We start from the raw sequence: 23,746 nt of genomic DNA on the forward strand, positions 1-23,746 counted from the left end.
CTTTAATAACAAATATATCATGTATAAAAAACTATATATATTGCCTCTATTTTTATTATTACTGGGATCGTGCAAAAAATCGGATAATGTTACTACAAATACTGATCCCAAAGACAGTACGCAAACAATTGCAACAAGCAGTGATCCGCTACCGAGCTGGAATGACACAGCACTAAAAAAGGATATCATTGCTTATGTCAGCAAAGTCACAAAAGAAGGAAGTCCGGATTTTATTCCGGTTGAAAACAGAATAGCTACTTTTGATAACGATGGAACACTTTGGGCTGAAAAACCATATGTTCAGGAGCTATTTGCTTTTTACAGGGTTAAGAAAATGGTAGAAGCTAATCCTGAATTAGCAAAAAAACAACCTTTTAAAGCGGTAGTCGAAAAAGACAAGACTTTTTTTGAAAAAGGAGGCGATAAAGCCCTCATCGAATTAGTTGCTGCTACTCATACCGGTATGACCGAAGACGAATTTGAGGCATCAGCAAAAGACTTCTTTGCCAGTGCTCAGTATCCGGGCAAAAATGTTCCTGTAAAACAAATCAGATATCAACCACAATTAGAATTATTGAATTATTTACGTGCAAACGGATTCAAAACTTTTATTGTAACCGGCGGAACAATTGAATTGGTTCGCGCAATATCTGCTGACTTCTACGGAATCCCGAAAGAACAGGTTGTGGGAACTTCCTTCAAATATAAATTTGATGATGCTAAAAATGCTGTTCTGAGAGAACCGGCTTTAGATCAATTTAATGACAAAGAAGGCAAACCTGTTGGGATACAATTGCATATTGGTCAAAGACCTGTTTTTGCCTGCGGAAACGAAGGCGGAGCCGGAGATCTTGCAATGCTTAGATATTCTCAGGGTAGTAAATATCCCTCTTTTCAATTAATTGTAAACCACAATGACTCTATCAGAGAATACAATTATCAGGAAAAAGATAATTTATCATTAAACACCGCTGCTAAATATAAATATCATGTAGTGAGTATAAAAGATGATTGGAAAAAGATCTTTCCGGAAAAATAATTCAATTTAGTCAGATGAAAACGAAACAACTTTTAAGAGTTGAAAGTTGTTTCGTTTTGATTTTAAACGTGATTAGCAATCTTTTTAAATGAAATAATTATGAAACGTAAATTTTATACAACCATTCAATTATTGTTTAGTGCAGCTTATTTTCTTATAGGTTTTTCAGCATTTGCACAAGAAGCTTCAAAAGCAGGAGCAAGTGCTCAGGAACTTGCAGACAAATTAGCGAATCCGGTGGCAAGCTTAATTAGTGTACCACTGCAGAACAACTTGGTGTATGGAGTTGGCCCTTTTAACGGATCAAAATATACTATTAACATTCAGCCTGTTATTCCGTTTAAATTAAGTGATAATCTAAATCTAATTACACGTTACATTCTTCCTGTTGTTGACCAAAGAGATATTACAGGGGAAAACACGCATCAATTTGGTTTAAGTGATGCAACTGTAACCGCTTTTTTTGCCCCTAAAACGAAAGGACTTATTTTAGGATTTGGACCTGCTTTTTTAATTCCAACCGCAACAGAGAAGTTTTTAGGAACAGAGAAGTTTGGTGTTGGTCCCAGTGCTTTAGTTATGCATCAGGGTAAAGGACTTTCAATAGGATTTATAGCCAACCAGATCTGGTCTGTTGCCGGAAATGAAGATCGAGCCGATTTTAATCAGTTTTACACACAAATATTCCTGACACATAGTTATAAAAGCGGTGCTAGTTTAGGCATAACTTCAGAAATTACTCAAAATTGGGAAGGTAAAACAACTTTAGTCACCATTAGTCCAAATATAGGTGCCGTTACAAAATTAGGAGATCAGGTAGTTCAATTTGCCATAATGCCACTGATTCCTATTGTTGGACCACATGAAAGCAAACCTGATTGGGGATTGAGAGCCGTTCTGGCGTTTGTATTTCCGGGATCATAAAAATTTCTTCTGAGTTTCTTCCACCATAAAAAATAAAAAATATGAAATCAAAAGTTTTATCAATTATAATAGTAATTTGTTTATTGTCATGCACTAATTCAACGACAAAAAACGAGACAACAGCAGTTACAGATACCACACAAACAACAGTATTTAAACCTGTTGATTTTGAGGAACAATTAATTTACAACCGTGCAATAGAAGCTGTAATCTGGGGAATGCCGGCTGTAAATTCTGAATTGCTGCACGAAAGTTTAATAAAAGCAAAAGGCGAATATAATCAGATTATTTATTGGTCAGGATTGATTAGTTCAAAAAATCAAACTTTGACACCAAATCCGGATGTTATTTATATAAATCCCTTATATGATACAAGACAAGGTCCGGTTGTTTTAGAAATTCCGGCAGTCGAAGGTGTTTCCTCATTAACAGGCAGTTTAGATGACGGTTGGCAAACCGCTATTGAAGATATCGGTCCTGCAGGAGTTGATAAAGGTAAAGGAGGAAAATACCTTATTTTACCTCCAAATTATAAAGATGCAATTCCATTAGGTTACATTCCAATGCCTTCTTCTACCTATACAGGTTATGCGATACTTCGTTCTAATCTTACAGATGCAAGTGCAAGCGACATTAAAAGAGCTATTGAGTATGGAAAGAAAGTAAAAATTTATCCTCTTTCTGAAGCTGATAATCCACCGGCCACAACCTTTGTTGATTTAATTGATACACCATTTGGTAATACGATTCCCTATAATGTACATTTCTTTGAAGTCCTGAGTCAGTTTGTACAAAGAGAGCCTTGGCTGTCAAGAGATTTGGCAATGATTGATCAGCTGAAAACTATCGGGATCGAAAAAGGAAAAACGTTTCAGGCCGATGCCAGAAGACAGGAAATACTGAATGCGGCTATCAAAGATGCGCACAGCTGGATTGACAAAAAATTTGAAAAAATATTTACGCCTCCTTATTATGAAGGAACAAATTGGGCTTTGCCGGCATCTCCAGATGTAGTAAAAGCTATAATGTCAAATTATATGGCTCCTAATATCTACCCAATTGACGAAAGGGCCATTAGCTATTCTATGGCTTATTTTAGTGCTAAAAAACTAGGAACAGGTCAATATTATTTAATGACCGTTAAAGACAATAAAGATCAGTCATTTGATGGTTCAAAATTATACAAACTGCATTTACCGGCTAAGGTTCCTGTAAAATTATATTGGTCAGTAACAGCTTATGACCGCGAAACACATGCACTTATTTTAGGCATGAAATATTCTAGTCGTGCTTCTACATCGCCGGGACTTCAAAAAAACACAGATGGTTCTGTAGATATTTATTTTGGTGCTAAAGCTCCAGAGGGTAAAGAATCAAATTGGGTGCCAACAGATCCTAAAAGAAAATTCGAATTACTGGCTCGTTTTTATGGACCTGAAAAAGATTTCTTTGAAAAAGCATGGAAGATGGCAGATGTTGAAGAAGTAAAATAAAAAGCTTTTAGTAAAAATGGATTAAATTCTTTTAAGTTAAAAATCCGTAAATAATTATCTAATCATGAAAAATAAATGTCTTGTTATTCTAGCAGTTTCTACTTTAATGCTCAATATTGGATGTGAAAAAAAGACCGTAGAAAATACCGCATCAACATCCGTTTCTCCATCTGGAACCGAAGTAAAAATGGAGGGAGAATTGCCTTCAAAAGAATCTATTCCGGCATTGTTTGATGAAATGGATTTTCAACAGGCAACACAATGTTACCTGTGGGGATTGCCAATTGTGGCTTTCGCCGAATGGCAGCAGCAACATTATAAAGTGTTTAATGCCTCAAGTAATGATCTTGTTCTTTATAATTCGTATCACGACCGGTTAGGTATTCTTACCGCAAATGCTACAACACCTTATATTATGACTTTTATAGATCTTGCGGCAAATGGACCAACTGTTATCGAAATGCCAGCCGGACATACCGCCGGAGGACTTGCTGATTTCTGGCAGAGAGAACAGGCAGTAATAGGAGAAATGGGACCTGATAAAGGCAAAGGTGGTAAATATATATTGGTGCCACCCACTATGAAAGATTTTAAGCCAGCCGGATATTTTATAGTTCCTTGTACTACAGTTAATATGTTTTTTGGATTCAGAGCTTTAGATCCAGACCCAAAAGTGACAGAAACATTACTCAAACAAGTAAAAATATATCCATATGATAAACGGGCAAATCCTACACCAACAAAAGTAATTAGTCCTCCGGCAGGAAAAAATTGGTACGGAATTCAGCCAACCGGAATTAAATACTGGGAACGCCTTCATGCTATTTTACAAAATGAACCAGTAGAAGATCGTGATCGTTTTTTTATGGCGTGGTTAAGAAATTTAGGCATTGAAAAAGGAAAAGCTTTTGCTCCGGACGAACGCCAGAAGAAAATTTTAATTGCTGCAGCTGATAAAGGACAGCAAATGGCAATGGCAAATTCGTTTAACAAACGATTTGCAGATGTAAAACACTGGCCGGATAAAAAATGGGATTATGTAATGATTATCAAAGATCCATCACAGCATGCTGATAATTATGATGAATTTTTCGAAAGAACTTCTTACTTCTATGAAGCCGTTACCTACTCAAAAGCAATGATTACCAAAATACCAAATGTGGGTCAGGCTTACTTAGGTTCTTATTATGATAATGCAGGAAATTGGTTAGACGGGTCTAAGAATTACACTTTAAATATTCCGGCAAATCCACCAGCTGTAAATTTCTGGTCGATTACTGTTTATGATTCGGCAACACGCTGCTTGATTGATAACCCACAACAAAATGCAGATTTATCTTCCCGTAAGGATTTAGTAAAAAATGCTGACGGATCTATTGATTTGTATTTTGGACCAAAAGCTCCAGCCGGAAAAGAGAAAAACTGGGTACAAACTTTACCAGGAAAACACTGGTTTACCTATATGCGTTTTTATGGACCAACAGCAGCTTATTTTGACAAAAGCTGGAAAATGGATGATATTAAAGAGGTGAAATAAAGCTCTGTTTTTTAGCTATCAGAAAAGAGGTTAATAATAAATAAAACTAATCTAACTGTAGTATGATGAGAACCAATATTTGTAAACCCCTCTTTGTCATTTTATTTGTACTCTCTGCAAGCATAAAAACAAACGCCCAGAAAATGGTGCAGAATGTTGCAGCCTGGGTAGGTTACGAAATGTATTTGCCTTTTAAAGAAGATGGAAGATGGGGATTATTATTAGAAGGATATTCAAAAGGAAACGATCTTGTATCAGAACTTCAGGGATCTTTTTACAGAGTTGGCGCCAATTATTATCTTAAAAACGGAAACCGATTGGGAGCCGGTGTTGCCTACCAATGGGATTTGCCCTATGATGAACTTTCATTGCCATACAACAATCCGGATTACAGGATTTATGAGCAATTTATTTGGCGCATCGTCAAAAAAGAAGGAAACGAAGTTTGGTCACAACGTTTTAGGATGGAGCAGCGCTGGTTAGGACGAAAAGATGACCCAAACAGTACCAACGATCATTTTGATTATTACAAATTCGAAAATACACTGCGATATCAGGTTCGTTATCAATTATGGTTTAAACAGCGATGGGCAACGGTTGTTTATGATGAAATTCATATAAGAACCAATGCGGCAAGCGGTAATGAAAATTATCTGGACCAAAATAGATTGTATGTAGGAACTGCTTATAGTCTGGATAAACGCAGAGAAATTCGAATGGAACTGGGCTATATGAATCAAATTTTTTGGAAAGCTCCTGATACAGAAAGTGGACTAAGCAGAATGAATCATACGATTAGAATTACGCTGACAACTGATTTGCCTTTTAAAAGAAAATAAAATGCAGGAATTATGACCGACGAATTCAAAGAAAGCGACAATATTTTTGACCCCGCGGCATCAAAAGCAGAACGTCTTAGTAAAGGTGTTGCGATTAGAAAAGTTACGCCCCGTTCCAGCCATCAGCAATGGAATCCGTTAGAGAATCGTGAAGATCCTGTAGAAATATTAATTAAAACCAGTGTTGGAAGAATAGAGAGTTTATTGCCTATTCGATATAGTCGAATGATGGAATCTCCTTTTGCCTTTTTTAGGGGAGCTGCTGCAATTATGGCTGCAGATCTGGCACAAACACCAAATACAGGAATTGATCTTCAGCTTTGCGGAGATTGTCATTTAATGAACTTTGGAGGATTTGCAACCCCGGAACGTCAGTTGGTTTTTGACATTAATGATTTTGATGAAACTTTTCCCGGACCATGGGAATGGGATTTAAAAAGACTCGCGGCAAGTTTTGTAATTGCCGGAAGATGGAAAAAATTTTCGAATAAAATCTGTAAAGAATTTGCCTGGAATGTAGCTGACAGTTACAAAAGGCATATGTTGGAATACAGTAAATTATCGGCACTTCAAATTTGGTATGCACAAATAGATCTCGCTGAACTTATTGAAAGAGGAGAAGATGAAGAAATAAAATCTTTTCAGCAAAAACGAATTAAAAAAGCAGCAGAATATACGGCACACGAAAAAGAATTTGCCAAAATGACCTATCACGAAGGACCAAGAGCAAAAATAAAAGATGATCCTCCATTAATATATCATCCGTCAGGAGATGAAGGAAAGCAAATTTTGAAAGAAGCTGAAATCATACACAATCGATATATCGAAACATTATCTGATGAAAAGAAAGTGTTGTTAGAGCGATATACTTTGCATGATCTGGCTATAAAAGTTGTAGGCGTAGGAAGTGTGGGAACACTTTGCGGGATTAGTTTATTGATGTCGGCTACGGGAGAACCCATTTTTTTACAATTTAAAGAAGCCAGAAAAAGTGTTCTTGAAAATAATGTAAAGGCAAAAAGCAAATACAAACATCAGGGTGAAAGAATTGTAAGGGGACAAAAATTAATGCAATCTGCTTCGGATATGTTTTTAGGATGGACAAATGACGATAAAAACAAGTTTTTTTATATCCGTCAGCTTCGGGATGCGAAGGTAAAACCGGTTCTAGAAATTATGAAAGCTAAAAATATAAATGATTATGCAAAGGCTTGTGGCTGGGCACTTGCAAGAGCACATGCCCGTACAGGAGATCCATCAGTATTGTCTGGATATATGGGGAAAAGTAATGAGTTTGCCAATGCAATTTCAAAATTTTCTGTTTTGTATGCAGATCAAAATGACTTGGATTATAACAAAATGTTAGACGCAATAAAAGAAGGAAGATTACCAATCTCAACAGAAGTCTAAACCTTTATTAAATTAATAAAAATAGAATATATGGGTAAAAAAATTTTGTTTTTGATGGGCTTTGTGATTTTAACAATCACAGCAAACGGCCAGACACAGCGTATAGATTCTACGGCTGTTTTTCTCTTACATCGAACTGGCGAAACTTTACAGGATATAAAGTCCTGCAGTTTTACAGCGATAACAACCTATGATGTTCCAAACGAAATTTTAGGACTTATTAAACATACCATAAACGACAAAGTCTCGATAAAATTTCCGGATAAAATGAAAGTCACCTCATCAGGAGACAAAGGAAATCGTGGTTTATGGTACAATGGCAAAAAACTCAATTATTATTCGTTTGATAATAATACGTATGGTTTTACAACTGCTCCGGGATCTGTTATTGAGACAATCGATGAAGTCAGTAAAAAATACGGGATTGAATTTCCGGGTGCTGATTTTTTCTATCCCTCTTTTTTGCAGGACCTGCTTTCAGAGCAGGGCAATTTAATTTTTTTAGGAAAAACCATAGTCGACGGGCGTGAATGTTTTCATATTGCAGGAAGTGATAAAACAAAAAGTTTTCAGTTCTGGATAGGCAATGACGAATTGTTCCTGCCTGTAAAATTAGTGATCATTTACACTTCTGACAAAGACAAACCTCAATATGAGGCACTTTATAAAGACTGGACTACAAATAGTGATTATCCGGATTCTATGTTTGAATTTACAACGCCTCCAAAGGCAACAAAAGTAAAATTAGCGCCCAGAGAAAACACTAAATAATCATTTAAATTCCATCATTATGAAATCATATCAACCTAAAAATAAAATGGCGCTCCTAATTATTGCATTCTTTGCATTATTAATTATGATTCCGGAGCAGGTATCTGCACAGCGATTTGGTCATTTTTCTCCACCTCGGCCTATGCCCCGCCCTATGCCTATGCCTCGCCCAATGCCGGCGCCAAGACCAATTCCGCCCGGACCGCGACCAATTCCGCCAAGGCCATTACCGCCGCCGCCGCATCCATATCCACATCCATATCCGTATCCAAGACCTTTACCACCGCCATTTCATCCTTATCCGGTGCCATACCCATATATCTATCATCCGTTTGTACCGTATTATTGGGGACCAACATGGTATCCTATCGGTTTTTTTGCCGCAACATTAACAACTGCAGCGATTGTAATTAGTGTAGAAAACAATCAATACAATTATGATGACGGAGTTTACTATGTAAAAGAATCTAGTGGTTATAAGGTTGTACCCGCACCACTTGGAGCAACAATTAGTGAATTGCCAAAAGGATATGTTACCATCAATGTTTCCGGAACAGATTATTACTATTACGGCGGAACTTACTATGCTAAGGACTCCAGCAAGTACAAAGTAGTAAATGCGCCTGTTGGAGCTATTGTTTCGCATCTTCCGGAAGGGGCAGAAGAAAAAACGATAGACGGCCAGAAATACATGATTTATAATAATGTGTATTATCAGCCAATCTCAAAAGATGGTCAGGACAGTTATGTTGTTGTGCAGGGAAAATAGTACCTGTAAGACTCAGAACAGCGTATTTTAACAATAATAAACTGTTCTGAGTAAATAAGTAAGAATTTTTGTATTTGGTGTTCGTCAATTAAAGAAAATAATTTACCTTTGAGTATAAACTAAGATATTGTATAATAGTTGTTTATAAATTTACTAAACAAATATTTAACAGGACTTCCCGTATATTCAGGATTTAAGCCAGATTTAAAAATTCCCCGTTAGACTAATTAATCATTAATTTAAATACCACAAAATGAATATTAAAAGAAAGAATCTTCGTATAATCCCAATATTATTCTTGGGTTTAATTTACAGCTGCTCTCCAACTGTAAAAGTTACAACTGATTATGATCATTCTGCTAATTTTAGCGAATATAAAACTTTTGCATTTTATGATTTAAAAGCACAGGACGGTCAAATAAATCAATTGAATGTTGATCGTATAACAAAAGCTATTCGTTCTGAGCTAATCAGTAAAGGTTTTACAGAAACTACAAATAGTCCGGATTTAAAAGTAAATGCGGTAACAATCTTAAAAAATAAAACATCTGTATCTGCAAATACTGATTTTTATGGTTACGGGGGCATGTATCGCCCTTACGGATATTGGGGCGGTGGTGCAATGATGGGCGGTGCCAATACTACATTTAATACGTATGATTATGTTGATGGTTCACTTATAATTGACATTGTATCAGCAAAAACTCAAAAACTGATCTGGCAAGGAATCGGGAATGCTCAAATTGACAGCAAACCGGACAATCCTGAAGAATTTATATCAAACTCTATCAAAAAAATCCTGGCTGGTTTTCCTCCCGGATTAGCAAAAAAATAGCTTATGAATATTGTTATAAGGCCGCTATACTGATCTCTTTACAGATGAGTATAGCCTTATAACTAATAATAGAATTTTTCTTTTTTAAAATTTGAAAAGAATTTTGAAAAGAATTAAGGTATACGTAAAAATAAATTAAGCTTAAACCTCATGGTCGATATCGTACTTTCGCTTTTCTTTTTTATAGCTACAATAGTTGGTTTTGCGACATCCTTTATGGTTCTTTTTTCAAAAAAAAATTACTCAAAAAGTTTTTTTCTGGGACTGTTTTTGTTCAGTCTTGCCGTTGTCAGCATTTATAATTTTTATTTATCAGCAAATGGTTTAAAAGATTTTCCTGATTTATTTATGATTACAAAATCATTTATTTTTTTGGTATCTCCTTCTGCTTTTTTATATGTAAGAAGTATTTTATTTTCAGACAGGGTATTTAGAAAATATGATTGGCTGCATTTTTTACCTTTTCTGGTTTATTTTAGTCTTACCATTTTTGTATGGATAGGAAATTATATGGATCTTCATGTAATTGAATATATTTCTGTCAAAATAGACAGTCCTTTTTCGATGCTAAGTTTAACGGTTTGGCTCTCTTATGCTTTTTGTCAAACAATGATGATCCTGAATTATGATCTGAAAAAATTCAAGGAAAATCATTTTAACAGGCTAAAGATTTTAGGATGGATCAGAGTATATAATTTGATGATATTGTTTTTGTTTTCGACACTTTTTGTACATTATTTTTTAATTACAAGAGTTGACAGTATTGATTTCTCCTGTTACATTTTAATATCATCTGTATTAGTTTTTACAGTAGGATGGCTTTACTTCAGACCACAAATTTTTTATGATACAAATGAAACTTCTGAGTTCGTAAATGAGCGATTAACCATAATAAAAATGAGCGAAAGTAAAACTGCTTTACCGCTTGTAAAAGAATTAACACCGGAAAAAAAACTACTCTATCTCAATAAATTAGAGAACATATTTACATCAAAAGAACTCTTTTTGAAAAAAGATTTAGTGATACGCGATATCGCTGATGAAACCGGAATATCAGTACATCATATTTCAAATTTAATTAATTCAGAATTTAATCTTCATTTTCAGGATTATGTAAACCTAAAAAGGATCGAATATTTCAGAGATAAAATCAATGATCCTGAATGGAAAGATTTATCGTTGGAAGGAATGGCCTGGGGATCCGGTTTTAAATCCAGAACGACATGTTTCAGGGCTTTTATAAAACATACCGGAAAATCACCTTCTGAATATTTTAAAGTGATTAGAATTAATCCTGAGAAAACCAGTGAATATTATTTTAAGCAAGCTTCGAGCTAAATAGTTTGTAAAAAGAAGTTATGGTGTCTCATTAATTTTTAAAAAATCAATTATGAAAACAAAATTTAATAAACAAAGACAAACCATAATACCATCCGTTTATACCTTTTTATTTCTGATGGTTTGTTTTTATAGCCATGCACAACTTAAAGGCGGCCACATTCTTGGCGCCATGGGATTGCAATCCGGAACCCAGACTCCAGAAAATACATTGAGTGTTTATGTTCCCGGATATTTTTATACGGCATCATCTTTACGAAACGCAGATGGAGATAATTCTGTTGCAAATCCTGATATTGATATGACCATTACAGGAGCAGGAGCATCATATATAAGCAAGTTTAAAATTTTAGGCGCAAATTACGGCGCAAGTATTCTGGTCGCATTTGCTGCAAACACCATTCAGGGTAATAATCTAAATGCAAAAAACGATCTGGCATTTACAGATATGTATGTGCAGCCTGTGCAATTGGGCTGGCACAATAAAAGAGCCGACTTTATTTTTAGTTACCAGCTTTATTTACCTACCGGAAAATTTACGGCCGGAGCATCAGATAATAGTGGCTTAGGAATGTTTATGAATGAGTTTGCCGCAGGAACAACTTTGTATTTTAATGATAAAAAGACCTTTCATTTTTCGGCATTGGCCTCTTATGAAATAAACGGCGAAAAGAAAGATACCAATATTAAAACCGGAGATATCCTAAGTATCGAAGGAGGTTTAGGCAAAACGTTCTATTTTTTAAATGCTGAAAAAACAGTTCCAAAATCAATCTTAAATGCGGGTTTGATTTATTATCTGCAATATAAAATGACAAACGACAAAATACCGTTACCCGTAATTGGTGTTGTCGAAGGAAAAAAAGATCACGTTGGCGGATTAGGCGCTGAGGTCAATTATTTTCATATTGGCTGCAGTACTTCTGCCGGATTTCGCTGGATTGCTGAGGTTAATGCTGTAAACAGATTTCAGGGAAACACCTTTTTCCTGACGCTCGCACATGTATTTAGTTTCAAAAAAGAATAATGCAAAAATAGCGATAAGGTTATTTTAGTGAGAATAGATGTTTTTAAGAAGACGTAATTTTAAATGAGTTTAAATGAGAAATAAATATTCAGGTTCTACTACCATAAATACAAAACTCTTCAGAAAATTGTTTCTTATAAATGTATTTTTTGTTTTGTCTATTACTACAATTACAGCTCAAAAACAACATATAAGTATTAGGGATTCTATAGATGGTGCAATCGATTTAAGCGATTATATTATTTATGCGCACGGTTTTATTGTTGTTCCTACACTAATTACGGAGCCAGCTTTAGGAGGTATTGGAGGTGCGCTTGTACCCATTTTTCTTAAAAAACACGATCCTGTTATTGACGAAAACGGGAAAAAAAGATTTATAGATCCTGATATTACAGGAGCAATGGGAATGTATACCGGCAATAAAAGCTGGGTCGCAGGCGCATTTAGAGCAGGAAGTTTTATAAAATCAAAAATAATGTACCGCGTGGGAGCGGGTTATGGAAACGTAAACATGTCGTTTTACGAAAAATTACCCAGCGGAAATGACAAAGAAATTGACCTTAATTTTCAATCCTTTGTTTTTTACACACGGGTGATGAAGCAGTTTCGAAATGCAAAATGGAGTGCGGGCCCTCAGTATTTTTTGTTAGATTCTAAAATTAATTTTCCGGATTTAAACGATCTTCCATCTTTTGCTAAACTAAAAGATATCAAGAGTCTTGTGAGTCAGTTAGGCGGAGCGATACAGTTTGACGGACGTGATAATATTTTTACTCCCGATAAAGGAATGCGCCTTCAGGCAGATTTTTTCTGGTCTGATAATGCAATTGGCAGTGATTATGATGCCTGGCGCGTAAATTTATCAGCCATTGGATATTATCCTATTACTAAAAAATTAATTGGAGGATTAAGGCTCGAAGGAGAACAAACATTTGGAAGTCCGCCTTTTTACCTCAGACCCGGAATTAACCTAAGAGGAATTCCTGCTGCCCGATATCAGGGTAAAGCCAGTATTGTGACCGAAGGTGAGCTTAGATGGGATTTGTACAAAAGATGGAGTCTTATGGGTTATGGCGGTTTGGCAAGCGCTTTTAACGACTGGGACAAAGCTTTTGCAAAACCTGTAGTTTATAGCTACGGAACAGGTTTTAGATATTTACTGGCTCGAAAATTCAAACTCCGTATGGGAGTCGATGTGGCAAAAGGTCCTGAAGACTGGGCTTATTATGTCGTGTTTGGAAGCAACTGGCTCAGATAAATTTTAAGTTATAAATATTAGCCACAAATTTCACAAATTCAATTCGTGTAAATTCGTGAAATTCGTGGCAAAAAAATTTCTGCACTCTACTATATTCCTTAATTATTTCTTCCAATACGGTTTTATGATTTTATGGTCTCTTTGGCTTAAAGCCAATAATAAAATGGTTCCTAATGCGCAAAAAACAATTGCCTGTATCGATCCTTCGGGACCAAATGCGCCACCGGTAATAAACTCCACACCTTGTATTTTAGTCTCTAATAAGCTGCTTGTTTTTTCGTTTCCAGAAGTGATCGCGCCATAAATGCCGGATTGTGTAAAATTCCATGCAAAATGCAAAGCAATAGGCATCCATAAATTACGGCTGTAAATAAAAGCAGCACCCATTAAAAAACCTGCTGTAGTAATGCATATTCCTGAAATCAAAGTTCCATTAGGATTTGCCAAATGCAAAGCGCCAAATAATATCGACGAAAAGGTCAACGAAATATAGGTTCCTAATTTTTCTTCCATAATCCTGAATATAATCCCGCGCACCAAAACCTCTTCGATAATGGCAACTGTAAACATAAGAGCAAACGGAATCAGGATAAACGAAATTGGGTTTATGTTTACAACGCTGTAACTTCCGTTAAGGTAAATTACCAGAATAGTCAGCGATTGCAGTACAAAACCAATTGAGGTACCAATAATAAGATTTTTTGCAAGTCCTTTTGAGGCAAACTCTGTAACGGTTCTCTTGTCATATTTTTTAAAGAAAAGGATATAACTAAAAACACATGATGCCGAAACAAAAAGTCCTTTTAAAAGATTTCGATAGTCTTTATCAAGAGATGTTAACGATAATAATTTTACTGCTATTTGCTGACCAATAATAACAACTGCCATAAAAGTAAGTAAGGCAAGAATAATTTTGGTTATTGGGGAATTAAAAGTTCTTTGTTTTAATGTAAGCGTTTCCATTTTGATTGATTTAATGATTTATGATGGGACAAATGTATGCGGCATCAAAAACAAAAAATAGAATGAAATTTGCCTTTCTTATAATTTTTGAAATTGTTTGGGTAAAAATCCGGTTTGGTTTTTAAACGTTCTTATAAAATGGCTCTGATCTGCAAAACCGCACTGAAAACTTATTTCGGTCAGATTACTTTCGTTGGATCCTATCAGCGAAAGCGAACGGTTTATTTTGATCCTGCGCATATATTCTCCTAATGTGCAGCCAAAATATTTAGGAAAATGTTTTGATATCGTAATAGGATTTAGGTTTAAAACCTGAGCCAGATCCTGCAAATTAGGGTTTTCGTTCCAGCAATCGTTCAGCAATTCGTTTAGGCTTTTGACCCAAAACGGACTTTTTTCGAATCGCTCTAAATGGGTATTCGCATTTGATAATTGGGCAAATAACATATTAATTGTATCGCCGGAAAAAGGATCTGCAACAATAGATTCCTTAAAAATCTTAAGAATCAAAAATTTGGTAAGCGTTGTATTCTGAACCGATTTTTCGATAATAGCTTCAGAAATTTGAAGTTCTTTAAGCAGGTTTTCCTCTATTTCGATATTAATATTTTTAGACGGAAAAAGTGTATCCTGATTCAGGTGCAATTCGTCGCTGTGGTAAAACAATAACGAACCCGGACCTACAACTGTACTGGAGTTTTTTCGTTTTTCGGCTGTTCCGCCTTTCAGGAAAAGGGTAATATGTGCGTTATTGTGCGAATGCCATCCTTCGTAAACCTTTTGCTGATACTCTGTCTCGACAACCGCAATGCCTTGCTTGTTGTTGAAGCTATTTTTGGTATTACCCAAATATTTTTCTTTTTCGAGTTCAAACATTTCTCAGGATTATTGAGTGCATTTACAACGACCAAATTACTACATATTTGGTAAAAATAATTCGTTTAAAATAATTGAATTAGAATTGACGGGTTTGTTTGACTTTTTAATGGTTTAACATTTTACATATTTTGTAAGATATATTAGCTTAATAAAAAGATTTTGTAAATATTAACGCTTAAAGGTTAGCTTTTTTATATAAAATTTAATTGTTTTGTAACAAAAAATAAATTACAACTACTAATTTATCAAATCATTAAACATACATTATGAATACATTTTCATTCAAATCAGTGCTTGCGGCTTCGGTATTTTTCGTTGGGGCAACAAGCTGTTTTGCACAAGACATTTTAGTGAATTCACTAAAACTGAATGCAAGCGAAAAAAGTAAGGAGAACTTTAAATTTACCGAGGTAATCAATTTAGGAACAACCTCTGTAAAACTACAAGGATCTTCAGGAACATGCTGGAGTTATTCTACCAACTCTTTCTTAGAATCAGAAATGATTCGTTTAGGAAAACAACCTGTAGAATTGTCTCAAATTTTCTCTGCAAGAAATGTATATGTAGAAAAAGGAATTAATTATGTTCGTATGCACGGCGCAGTTACACTTGGCGACGGTGGTGCATTGCATGATGTAATAAATATGTACAAAAAATACGGAACCGTACCAAGAGAAGTGTATACGGGATTGAACTACGGAACTGACAAAAATAAATTTGGCGAAATGGCTGCCCTTATAGAAGGTGTTCTTGCAGCTGTGGTTAAAAACCCTAACGGAGAATTAACACCAAACTGGCAAAAAGCATACGCTGCAGTTATCGATTCGTATTTAGGAACGGTGCCGGAAAACTTTACTTACAAAGGAAAAAACTACACACCACAAACTTTTGCTAAAGAGGTTGTAGGGATTAATCCTGATGAATATGTCGAAATTTCATCGTTTACAACTTCTCCGTATTACCAAAAAACTACTATGATGGTTCCGGACAACTGGTCATTTGATCAGGTTTATAACGTGAAAGTAAATGACATGACAGATGTTATCGATAATGCGTTGAAAAAAGGTTACACAGTAGCATGGGCAACAGATGTAAGCGAGAAAAGCTTTAGCTGGAAAAACGGAGTTGCTTATGTACCAACAAAAAAATTCGATGATATGAGTGCCGAAGAAAAAGCAGACATGTTCAACGGTCCAAAAGCTGAACCGGAAATCACGCCAGAAATGCGCCAAACTGCTTTTGACAATTACACAACAACAGACGATCACGGAATGCATATTATAGGTCTTGCAAAAGACCAAACCGGAAAAGAATATTACATCGTAAAAAATTCTTGGGGAGCAACAAACGATTACAAAGGTTATTTGTTTGTAACTAAAAACTTCGTGAAATATAAAACAACTGCTTTACTAGTAAACAAAGGCGGAATACCTACTGAAATTGCTAAGAAATTAGGGGTTTAATTATCTTAGGTTTTTATAAAATTGAAAAAGCGCTGCAATTTAGATTGTGGCGTTTTTTTGTTTTGTCGCAATAGTTTTTCCTTAAAGTAATCAAACACCTGAATATTCTGGTTCGTAAGTAAGAATTCTGTAAAATATAAAATTACTGTAATGTTTGAATTGCGGCACTTTTTATTTATAATCAAGTCATAAAATTTATTTAATTTTAAATTTTATTTATTATCTTACACAAAAGACCATGTCTTATTTATTTTTTGTAAGTAAAGTATGTATTATTTCAATGTTTAGAGCACTTAATTATTAATATTTTTATTATACCTTTGCAACAATGAACAGAAACGGTAAATTAAGAGCATTTGAATATACTTTATTGAGACTAACTCAATGGTATTCAGAGATATATCCTTCTGAGGATAACGATATTAGTGTTTTAAAATCCTTAAAACTTTTATTTTTTGTATCTGCAGTCGACACAACTGTTGATTCTACTGGAACTCTTCTTGATGAGGTCTTTGACAATTTTGCTGCCTTACCTTTAGGGCATGTTGAAAGCGATGTCTATTCTGGTATAAAAGAGGGAGAGTTATTGAATGTTACAATTGATAATAGAACATCAAAAATTACAAATTTAGAGGAGATAGAAAAATTAGATACTCGATATAAGAAAAAAATTGATGAAGCCGTGTTTAAGCTTAAAGCAATAAATTACAATTTGGTCAAGCTCTCATCCTTTGAATTGGTCGAATTAAGCCATAAATGGTATTCTTGGAAAAAAAATATACTTATAGCTAAAAGTAGAGGAGTTTCAAGTCAATCAATAAGAGTAGAAGAAATTAAAAGTGAGGATAAAATTTATCAATTATAAGAACAACTTATGATTAATAAAATTACCCAATTAATTAGAGAAGATTTTGTAGATAACGTAAATTGGTATTCAATTTATTTTAACGAACAAGCTGTTTTAGTAGATAACACTGGCTTAGAGAAAAAACTAAACGATGCTCTTTTAGAAGTTTCTAAATTTTATATAGAATCTATATTATCGGGGGAATATATAAAAGAAAATAATTTTGAAACAAAACTTTTGGCTAATGAAGAGAGTATAAATCTATTATTAAATTCAAATTCTCCCTTTGACGATCTACAATTTTACGAAATAGTATTTAAGAATTTTGTTACGTGCCTTCAGTTATTTTTAACTGATTATAGTAATTTTTTTAAGGTTATCGATATACACAATACTCATCCTTCTGTTGATGTTGTGTTTTCTTCTTCAAAAAACATCTCTACATTTCCTCTTGATTTAGATGAAAAAGTTCGGAACTCATATGATAATTTTTCCAGAATTTTAAAACTTAATCAATTAGATCATTTTTTTGATGAGGGTATTGGTTATTTTAAAGATCTTATAGAATTAGAAAAACTGATAAATAACAGTAAGTATCCTTCTCCTTTTGATTCTGCTGTAATACTTAAATTATCTTTTTTAAAATATAAATGGAGCATTCGACAAATAACGACATTAAAAGCTTTAAAGCGTACAGCTTCTGCTAAAAGCTATTTAGTTGATAATGTATTGATTTCTCTTCAAGAAATGCCTACTTTAAGTGTTGGTAATAGTAAAATTATAGATTGGAAAGTATATTTAGAAAATCATTATGATTCAAATAATTTACCAAGTTATTTTTACAGAAAATATGATGAGCTTAAACTTTTAGATGTTAAAAGTTTGACATTTTATCAATTGCATTTTTTTATAAAATATCATACGGATATAAAGCCAAATTATGAGAATCTTACAAATATTGTAAAAGAAATTGAGCGTAGAGAATCGGGATTTACGAATGAAAAAGAAAGATTTTTGTTTTATAAAAATCTAAATTATGCATTTAATAATCAGTTTTCATTGTTAGTGCAAATTTCTGATTCTAAAAAGGAGGAAGTTGAGAAACTGAGAAATAAAATTGTAGCATTTCAGTCAAGGACTAGTAATGAAAATTTCTTTGTAGAAGTTAAATATTTAAAGTTTAAGATAAAAAGTCTTGAAAAATTATTAAAAGGACGAAAGGCTTTAGATACAGAACTCGATTTAGATATTAAGGTTTATCTTGAAGAAATTAGATTGTTATTCGCAGAGTGCGAAAGTAAAATTAATTGGTCAAAAAATCATCATAATTTATTGTATCAATTGAAATATGAAGAAAGCTTGGTTCCTTTAGATTCAGGGATTAACGATGTCTATTTTGCCTCATCCTTTTTGTTGCCTCTTTCGGCAGAACAAATAGATTCAGAATTTCAAGAACTAAGAATTAAATTCAATAATGATTTTAATCATTTAGAGGTTTTAGGTTCTTTGACAAAAGAATTTACTCTAATCAAAGATTTGAAAAGTAATGTTGAAAGCACTGATAAAAAATCTATTGAGACGATTACAATATATACTGCAGTTATTTCATTTATTGTAGGTACTGTTTCTGGGTTTTCTTTTGTGAATACTTTTTTTAAGGCGCTCATTTTTTTATTGGTCTTCTCGTCAGCACTTTCATTTTTTGTCCTTATGGTTTTTGTATCAACTCGAGGTGTTGATTTTATAAAAAGAAACAAAAAACATTTTTTTAAAGCATGTGGTTTTTTAGTTCTACTATTGGCTATTCTATGTTTCTTTAATCATTGTGAAAATGAAGCTTCTCAAAAAGAGATGAATGTAAAATATAATAGAAAAATTGATTCATTAAATACTATATACGACTCTAAGATTAATCTTTTAAAAGAACAATTAAAACAAGAGATTTATAAAAAACCAGATACATTAACTATTAAGGTTTCTCCAAATATTTCTAATCCTAAATCATCTGTTGGTTCTAACAAAGGAGTTTAGAATTAATGTAAATCTTTTTGAATAAATCTTACTTCCCTCCCAACAACTTTTCTAAATATTCGACTTTCTCTTTCTCAGCCAAAACCAAACGCTCATAAAGTTCTATAACTTTATCAAGAGGATTAAAATTACAATTATATGCATTTCCATTAATGACACTACCTTCATTTAATGTATTTCCGATAATATTCAAAACCGCTTCTTCAGAGAAATTTTTAATTCCTTCAACCGAAACACCAAGAATTTCGGCAATTGCCTGAAGTTTTTCTTCATCTATAGTTTCACTATTTTCAATAGCCGAAACCGTTTGTTGACTTAGTCCTAAAGCTTGTGCCAAAGCTTCTTGCTTCATATCACGAAGTTCACGAATACGGCTGATTTTTCGGCCTATATGATTTTTTGTTAGTGTGCTCATAGTTCAAAGATAATAATTAAGTGTATAACAGCAATAGGTAAAAAACAAGCTCAGTCGTTTATGATACTGATAAAAACGATTGAAAAATGTTGGTCTATTCGTTATTTTAAGCAATTACACAAAAATACCATTTTTCGTACACGAAACAATCAAAATCTGTATTAAAACAATTGACAAAGTCTTGATTTTCAATTTAAAAAAAACACAAACTATAACTTATTCTACACTTGCATGATGCATAACAGGAAAATTGCAGGAATTAGCGATAAAACACAACTCATTTGCTTTTTGATGTAAATCTAAAGCCAATTGAATCTGGTCTGGATTTAAAATTTTTACTTTAGGATATAATGTTGCGGCAACAAAACGTCCGCTTCCGTTTGGGGAAACCTCCAGCGTTGCTTCGGCATTATCTGAATATTCCAGCACTTCTATTCCGTTTTGAGAACAAACGTATAAATATGACATCATATGGCAAGAAACCAAACTGCTTAAAAGCAAATCTTCGGGATTGTATAATTCCGGATCGCCCTTGAAAGCCTTAGCTGCCGAAACATTTAAAACAGGTTTTCCTTCGATTTTAACCTGATGACTTTTACTGTAAAATCGCTTCGTAGAATCTACTGGGTTTTGATTTGAAGTCCAGTTTATTGCTGCTTTGAATAGATGTTTCATTTTGTTTTCGTTTGCTCTTGCTAAATTAAGAATTTTATAAGCTGTAAATGAATTAATCGCGCAAAGGCGCAGAGACGCAAAGTTATATACGCAATATTGTCATTTCGAAGAATGAGAAATCTTCGAAAGAAACTCGACAAAGATTCGATTCTCGTTGCGGAGCTACTTGCGAAGATTTCTCATTCTTCGAAATGACAAAAAATCGTGGTAATTCGTCCAATTCACGCAATTCATGCAATTTGTGGTACTTCATCTAATTCGTGTAAATTCGTGCAATTCGTGGCAAACTTCACTTCATAAAAAAACCTCGCAAGCATAACTTACGAGGTTTTCTTAGAGAATTGAACTAGTAAACAAAACTAAACTATTTTTTTACTGAGAATTTAAAAGTAGTTTTAGTTTTATAATTTTCTCCCGGGTTTAAAACCGTTGTCGGGAAATTTTTTTGGTTTGGAGAATCCGGATAATGTTCTGTTTCCAGACAAAGTCCTGTTCTGTGCGCATATGTTCCGCCGTTGCGTGTTGGTAAAGTTCCGTCAAGGAAATTACCGGAGTAAAACTGAATTCCAGGTTCATCTGTTGTCATTTCAAGAACTCTTCCGCTTGCTGCGTGATATACTTTTGCAATGATTGTTTTTCCTTTTTCAGGATTGTTCAATACCCAGCAATGATCGTAACCTTTTCCTCTTTCTAATTGTTCGTTTTTTGCTTCGATGTCTTTTCCAATTAATTTAGGCGTTCTAAAATCGAAAGGTGTATTCGCAACATCTTCTAGTTTTCCTGTTGGTATTAAAGTCGCGTCAACCGGAACTAATTTATCAGCATTCAAAGTCAATTCGTGATCTAAAATTGTTTTTGTAAAATCTCCGGATAAATTAAAATAAGAATGCTGTGTAAGGTTTACAACAGTTTTTTTATCTGTTGTTGCTTCATACAAAACTTCTAACTGGTTATCATTTGTCAATGTATAGGTTACAAAAACCTGAAGATTTCCAGGATAACCTTCTTCTAAATCTTTACTTAAATACGATAATTTTAAAGATGCCGTATTTCCTGATTTTACCTCATCAGCTTTCCAAACAACATTAAAATATCCTTGTGGTCCACCGTGCAAAGCATTTGGTGCGTTATTTATCGCTAATGTATATTCTTTTTCGTCGAGAGTAAATTTTCCTTTAGCAATTCGGTTTCCGTATCTTCCAATCAAAGCTCCAAAAAACGGATTTTCTTTTTCATATTGTGCCAAAGAATTAAAGCCGATAACCACATTTTCAGAAACCCCTTCTTTATTAGGTACTTTTAGATCTGTAATTCTTCCGCCAAAAGTGATGATGTCTACTTCCATCCCATTTTGGTTTTTCAGTTTATAGCTGTCTACTTTTTCTCCTTTAGCGGTTGTTCCATAAGAAGATTTTTCGATTGTAACCGTCGCTTTTTCATCTGAAGAAACTGTTGTAGCATCCATTTTTTTATCGTTTTTGCATTGAACCGAAATTGCAGCCAGACTTAAAAGGCCAATTCCAAAAACACAACGTTTTAATACATTCATAAATGATAGTTTTTAGTTTTTTGTAAAAAGTGAAATGTAAGATATGAAAAGTAGTAATTAAAAAACATAAAATCTCATTCTATTAAGTTTTCCCATTTTACATTTCACAAATTACATTTTACTGCCTTACAGGCCGTGTTGAAACAAATGATAATAAGCTTCGTTTGCATTTATTTTATCTTTAAAATCTCTTACGGTAGTTTTTTCGTCGATAACCAATAGTTCGATTCCTGCGATATCTGCAAAATCTTCCATATATTCTGTCGTGATTGCCTGACTGTAAACGGTATGATGCGCTCCTCCGGCAAGAATCCAGGCAGTTGCTGCAATATCAAGATTTGGTTTACAATCCCATAAAACTCTGGCAACCGGTAATTTTGGTAAATCTGCCAATGGTTTAATGGCTTCGACTTCGTTCACGATTAACCTAAAACGATTGCCCATATCTACCAACGAAACATTGATTGCAGCTCCGGCAGGCGAATTAAACACCAAACGTGCAGGATCTTCTTTACCTCCAATTCCTAACGGATGCACCTCGCAAGAAGGTTTTGCATCTGCAATCGACGGACAAATCTCTAACATATGCGATCCTAAAACATATGATTTTTGTGGCGTAAAATGATACGTATAATCTTCCATGAAAGATGTTCCGCCTTCAAGACCTGTATTCATTACTTTTAATACGCGTACCATTGCAGCAGTTTTCCAGTCGCCTTCGCCACCAAAACCATAACCGTCTGCCATTAATCTTTGTGTTGCAATTCCAGGAAGCTGTTTCCAAACTCCAAGGTTTTCAAATGTATCTGTAAAAGCGCCAAAACCACCTTCGGTAAGAAAAGCTCTTAAACCTAATTCTATTTTTGCTGCTTCGGCTAATGAACTTCTTTGTGCTCCGCCTTCTTTCAAGGAATCTGTCAGAGAATAAGAAGATTCGTAAACCGCTAATAAATCGTTCAATTCCTTATCTGTAACTTTCTCGATATGTTTAGTCACATCTGAAGAATCGTAACCGTTTACCGATACTCCAAAACGAATTTGAGCTTCTACCTTATCGCCTTCGGTAACGGCAACTTCACGCATATTGTCGCCAATACGGGCTACTTTTAAGTTTTGGAGTTCATCCCAGCCAAGAGCAACTCTTGTCCATACTCCAAGTTTGTTCTGTACTCTTTGATCCTCCCAATGTCCTACGACAACTTTACGTTTTTTACGCATTCTTGACATGATAAAACCAAACTCACGATCTCCATGTGCCGATTGGTTCAGGTTCATGAAATCCATGTCGATTGATCCCCACGGAATTTCAGCATTGTATTGTGTATGCAAATGGCATAATGGTTTTTTAAGAATACTTAATCCGCCAATCCACATTTTTGCCGGAGAAAAAGTGTGCATCCAGGCAATAATTCCAATACAGTTTTTAGCAGAGTTTGCGGCTAAACATACATCCAGAATTTGAGCAGGAGATTTTACCACATCTTTATAAACCACTTTTACCGGTATACTTGATGATCCGTCTAATCCTTTTGCTATGATTTGCGAGTGTTCTGCCACTTTTCTAAGCGTTTCTTCACCGTATAATTCCTGGCTTCCTACTACAAACCAAACTTCTTTTTGAGATATATCTATCATGTTTTTATTTTGTTTCAGGTTTTCTTTGTTTCAAGTTTCAAGTTTTGAA

21 protein-coding genes are annotated in these 23,746 nt (G+C 34.3%); 15 read left to right on the forward strand and 6 right to left on the reverse strand.

All coding sequences use genetic code 11. The features are described 5' to 3' along the window. The first annotated feature begins 19 nt into the window (after positions 1 to 19). The 12 genes from RC62_RS18075 to RC62_RS18130 all read left to right on the forward strand — a co-directional run bounded on the left by RC62_RS18075 (position 20) and on the right by RC62_RS18130 (position 13,240). Entirely contained in the window at positions 20 to 1,039 is a 1,020-nt protein-coding gene (locus tag RC62_RS18075; RefSeq protein WP_082421315.1) for an HAD family hydrolase, read from the forward strand. 99 nt (positions 1,040 to 1,138) lie between these two features. After that, positions 1,139 to 1,963: a hypothetical protein gene (locus tag RC62_RS18080; RefSeq protein WP_055097617.1), complete on the forward strand. Its 825-nt coding sequence runs from the start codon at positions 1,139 to 1,141 to the stop codon at positions 1,961 to 1,963. Between the two features lie 41 nt (positions 1,964 to 2,004). Then, positions 2,005 to 3,456: a DUF1254 domain-containing protein gene (locus RC62_RS18085; RefSeq protein ID WP_082421316.1), complete on the forward strand. Its 1,452-nt coding sequence runs from the start codon at positions 2,005 to 2,007 to the stop codon at positions 3,454 to 3,456. 64 nt (positions 3,457 to 3,520) lie between these two features. Continuing rightward, positions 3,521 to 4,993 carry a DUF1254 domain-containing protein gene (locus RC62_RS18090; protein ID WP_055097618.1) on the forward strand — a complete coding sequence of 491 codons (1,473 nt, stop codon included), beginning with the start codon at positions 3,521 to 3,523 and terminating at the stop codon, positions 4,991 to 4,993. Positions 4,994 to 5,136: 143 nt separating this feature from the next. Beyond that, positions 5,137 to 5,832, forward strand: coding sequence for a DUF2490 domain-containing protein (locus RC62_RS18095; RefSeq protein WP_055097620.1), 696 nt, complete (start codon positions 5,137 to 5,139; stop codon positions 5,830 to 5,832). Between the two features lie 12 nt (positions 5,833 to 5,844). Then, positions 5,845 to 7,242 (forward strand): DUF2252 domain-containing protein, encoded by a 1,398-nt coding sequence (locus RC62_RS18100; RefSeq protein ID WP_055097621.1) that lies wholly within the window; start codon positions 5,845 to 5,847, stop codon positions 7,240 to 7,242. 30 nt (positions 7,243 to 7,272) lie between these two features. After that, positions 7,273 to 8,013 carry a DUF2092 domain-containing protein gene (locus tag RC62_RS18105; protein WP_055097622.1) on the forward strand — a complete coding sequence of 247 codons (741 nt, stop codon included), beginning with the start codon at positions 7,273 to 7,275 and terminating at the stop codon, positions 8,011 to 8,013. Positions 8,014 to 8,032: 19 nt separating this feature from the next. Continuing rightward, positions 8,033 to 8,782 (forward strand): DUF6515 family protein, encoded by a 750-nt coding sequence (locus tag RC62_RS18110; protein WP_055097623.1) that lies wholly within the window; start codon positions 8,033 to 8,035, stop codon positions 8,780 to 8,782. A 253-nt stretch (positions 8,783 to 9,035) separates the two neighbouring features. Continuing rightward, a complete protein-coding gene (locus RC62_RS18115) occupies positions 9,036 to 9,617 on the forward strand; it encodes a DUF4136 domain-containing protein (protein ID WP_055097625.1) in 582 nt (193 codons plus the stop codon). 150 nt (positions 9,618 to 9,767) lie between these two features. Beyond that, positions 9,768 to 10,955 (forward strand): helix-turn-helix domain-containing protein, encoded by a 1,188-nt coding sequence (locus RC62_RS18120; protein WP_055097626.1) that lies wholly within the window; start codon positions 9,768 to 9,770, stop codon positions 10,953 to 10,955. 52 nt (positions 10,956 to 11,007) lie between these two features. Beyond that, positions 11,008 to 11,982: a transporter gene (locus tag RC62_RS18125; protein WP_055097628.1), complete on the forward strand. Its 975-nt coding sequence runs from the start codon at positions 11,008 to 11,010 to the stop codon at positions 11,980 to 11,982. A 73-nt stretch (positions 11,983 to 12,055) separates the two neighbouring features. Then, positions 12,056 to 13,240, forward strand: coding sequence for a BamA/TamA family outer membrane protein (locus RC62_RS18130; RefSeq protein WP_055097629.1), 1,185 nt, complete (start codon positions 12,056 to 12,058; stop codon positions 13,238 to 13,240). A 102-nt stretch (positions 13,241 to 13,342) separates the two neighbouring features. Here RC62_RS18130 and RC62_RS18135 read toward each other — a convergent pair whose 3' ends face one another. After that, positions 13,343 to 14,203 (reverse strand): CPBP family intramembrane glutamic endopeptidase, encoded by an 861-nt coding sequence (locus RC62_RS18135; RefSeq protein WP_055097630.1) that lies wholly within the window; start codon positions 14,201 to 14,203, stop codon positions 13,343 to 13,345. A 78-nt stretch (positions 14,204 to 14,281) separates the two neighbouring features. Continuing rightward, entirely contained in the window at positions 14,282 to 15,079 is a 798-nt protein-coding gene (locus RC62_RS18140) for an AraC family transcriptional regulator (RefSeq protein ID WP_055097632.1), read from the reverse strand. Between the two features lie 269 nt (positions 15,080 to 15,348). On the opposite strand from RC62_RS18140, the gene RC62_RS18145 reads away from it, so the two are divergent. From RC62_RS18145 to RC62_RS18155, 3 genes are all read left to right on the forward strand, one after another. After that, complete coding sequence (locus RC62_RS18145) at positions 15,349 to 16,545, forward strand: aminopeptidase C (protein WP_055097633.1); 1,197 nt, start codon at positions 15,349 to 15,351, stop codon at positions 16,543 to 16,545. A 328-nt stretch (positions 16,546 to 16,873) separates the two neighbouring features. Further along, complete coding sequence (locus tag RC62_RS18150) at positions 16,874 to 17,410, forward strand: DUF4065 domain-containing protein (protein ID WP_055097634.1); 537 nt, start codon at positions 16,874 to 16,876, stop codon at positions 17,408 to 17,410. 9 nt (positions 17,411 to 17,419) lie between these two features. Then, positions 17,420 to 19,423 (forward strand): hypothetical protein, encoded by a 2,004-nt coding sequence (locus RC62_RS18155; protein WP_055097636.1) that lies wholly within the window; start codon positions 17,420 to 17,422, stop codon positions 19,421 to 19,423. 28 nt (positions 19,424 to 19,451) lie between these two features. On the opposite strand, the gene RC62_RS18160 is transcribed toward RC62_RS18155, so the two are convergent. From RC62_RS18160 to araA, 4 genes are all read right to left on the reverse strand, one after another. Continuing rightward, the gene (locus RC62_RS18160) at positions 19,452 to 19,838 is read right to left on the reverse strand and encodes a helix-turn-helix domain-containing protein (protein ID WP_055097637.1); all 387 of its coding nucleotides are present in this window, start codon (positions 19,836 to 19,838) and stop codon (positions 19,452 to 19,454) included. 216 nt (positions 19,839 to 20,054) lie between these two features. Then, complete coding sequence (locus tag RC62_RS18165; RefSeq protein ID WP_055097639.1) at positions 20,055 to 20,513, reverse strand: OsmC family protein; 459 nt, start codon at positions 20,511 to 20,513, stop codon at positions 20,055 to 20,057. A gap of 364 nt (positions 20,514 to 20,877) precedes the next feature. Beyond that, on the reverse strand, positions 20,878 to 22,062 hold the full coding sequence (locus RC62_RS18170) for an aldose epimerase family protein (protein ID WP_055097640.1): 1,185 nt from the start codon (positions 22,060 to 22,062) through the stop codon (positions 20,878 to 20,880). Between the two features lie 126 nt (positions 22,063 to 22,188). Further along, the gene (gene araA / locus RC62_RS18175) at positions 22,189 to 23,697 is read right to left on the reverse strand and encodes an L-arabinose isomerase (RefSeq protein WP_055097642.1); all 1,509 of its coding nucleotides are present in this window, start codon (positions 23,695 to 23,697) and stop codon (positions 22,189 to 22,191) included. Between the last annotated feature and the right edge of the window lie 49 nt (positions 23,698 to 23,746).

It is taken from the genome of Flavobacterium aquidurense (genome assembly GCF_001404985.1).
In the GTDB taxonomy this organism is placed as follows: domain Bacteria; phylum Bacteroidota; class Bacteroidia; order Flavobacteriales; family Flavobacteriaceae; genus Flavobacterium; species Flavobacterium aquidurense_B.

Bases quoted from the DNA above. Each gene is read 5' to 3' on its own strand.
- RC62_RS18125 (WP_055097628.1), top strand. From the start codon at position 11,008: ATGAAAACAAAATTTAATAAACAAAGACAAACCATAATACCATCCGTT.
- RC62_RS18140 (WP_055097632.1), bottom strand. From the start codon at position 15,079: ATGTTTGAACTCGAAAAAGAAAAATATTTGGGTAATACCAAAAATAGC.
- araA (WP_055097642.1), bottom strand. From the start codon at position 23,697: ATGATAGATATATCTCAAAAAGAAGTTTGGTTTGTAGTAGGAAGCCAG.
- RC62_RS18100 (WP_055097621.1), top strand. From the start codon at position 5,845: ATGACCGACGAATTCAAAGAAAGCGACAATATTTTTGACCCCGCGGCA.
- RC62_RS18105 (WP_055097622.1), top strand. From the start codon at position 7,273: ATGGGTAAAAAAATTTTGTTTTTGATGGGCTTTGTGATTTTAACAATC.
- RC62_RS18115 (WP_055097625.1), top strand. From the start codon at position 9,036: ATGAATATTAAAAGAAAGAATCTTCGTATAATCCCAATATTATTCTTG.
- RC62_RS18165 (WP_055097639.1), bottom strand. From the start codon at position 20,513: ATGAAACATCTATTCAAAGCAGCAATAAACTGGACTTCAAATCAAAAC.
- RC62_RS18110 (WP_055097623.1), top strand. From the start codon at position 8,033: ATGAAATCATATCAACCTAAAAATAAAATGGCGCTCCTAATTATTGCA.
- RC62_RS18085 (WP_082421316.1), top strand. From the start codon at position 2,005: ATGAAATCAAAAGTTTTATCAATTATAATAGTAATTTGTTTATTGTCA.
- RC62_RS18155 (WP_055097636.1), top strand. From the start codon at position 17,420: ATGATTAATAAAATTACCCAATTAATTAGAGAAGATTTTGTAGATAAC.
- RC62_RS18095 (WP_055097620.1), top strand. From the start codon at position 5,137: ATGGTGCAGAATGTTGCAGCCTGGGTAGGTTACGAAATGTATTTGCCT.
- RC62_RS18135 (WP_055097630.1), bottom strand. From the start codon at position 14,203: ATGGAAACGCTTACATTAAAACAAAGAACTTTTAATTCCCCAATAACC.
- RC62_RS18080 (WP_055097617.1), top strand. From the start codon at position 1,139: ATGAAACGTAAATTTTATACAACCATTCAATTATTGTTTAGTGCAGCT.
- RC62_RS18150 (WP_055097634.1), top strand. From the start codon at position 16,874: ATGAACAGAAACGGTAAATTAAGAGCATTTGAATATACTTTATTGAGA.
- RC62_RS18075 (WP_082421315.1), top strand. From the start codon at position 20: ATGTATAAAAAACTATATATATTGCCTCTATTTTTATTATTACTGGGA.
- RC62_RS18120 (WP_055097626.1), top strand. From the start codon at position 9,768: ATGGTCGATATCGTACTTTCGCTTTTCTTTTTTATAGCTACAATAGTT.
- RC62_RS18160 (WP_055097637.1), bottom strand. From the start codon at position 19,838: ATGAGCACACTAACAAAAAATCATATAGGCCGAAAAATCAGCCGTATT.
- RC62_RS18170 (WP_055097640.1), bottom strand. From the start codon at position 22,062: ATGAATGTATTAAAACGTTGTGTTTTTGGAATTGGCCTTTTAAGTCTG.
- RC62_RS18090 (WP_055097618.1), top strand. From the start codon at position 3,521: ATGAAAAATAAATGTCTTGTTATTCTAGCAGTTTCTACTTTAATGCTC.
- RC62_RS18145 (WP_055097633.1), top strand. From the start codon at position 15,349: ATGAATACATTTTCATTCAAATCAGTGCTTGCGGCTTCGGTATTTTTC.
- RC62_RS18130 (WP_055097629.1), top strand. From the start codon at position 12,056: ATGAGAAATAAATATTCAGGTTCTACTACCATAAATACAAAACTCTTC.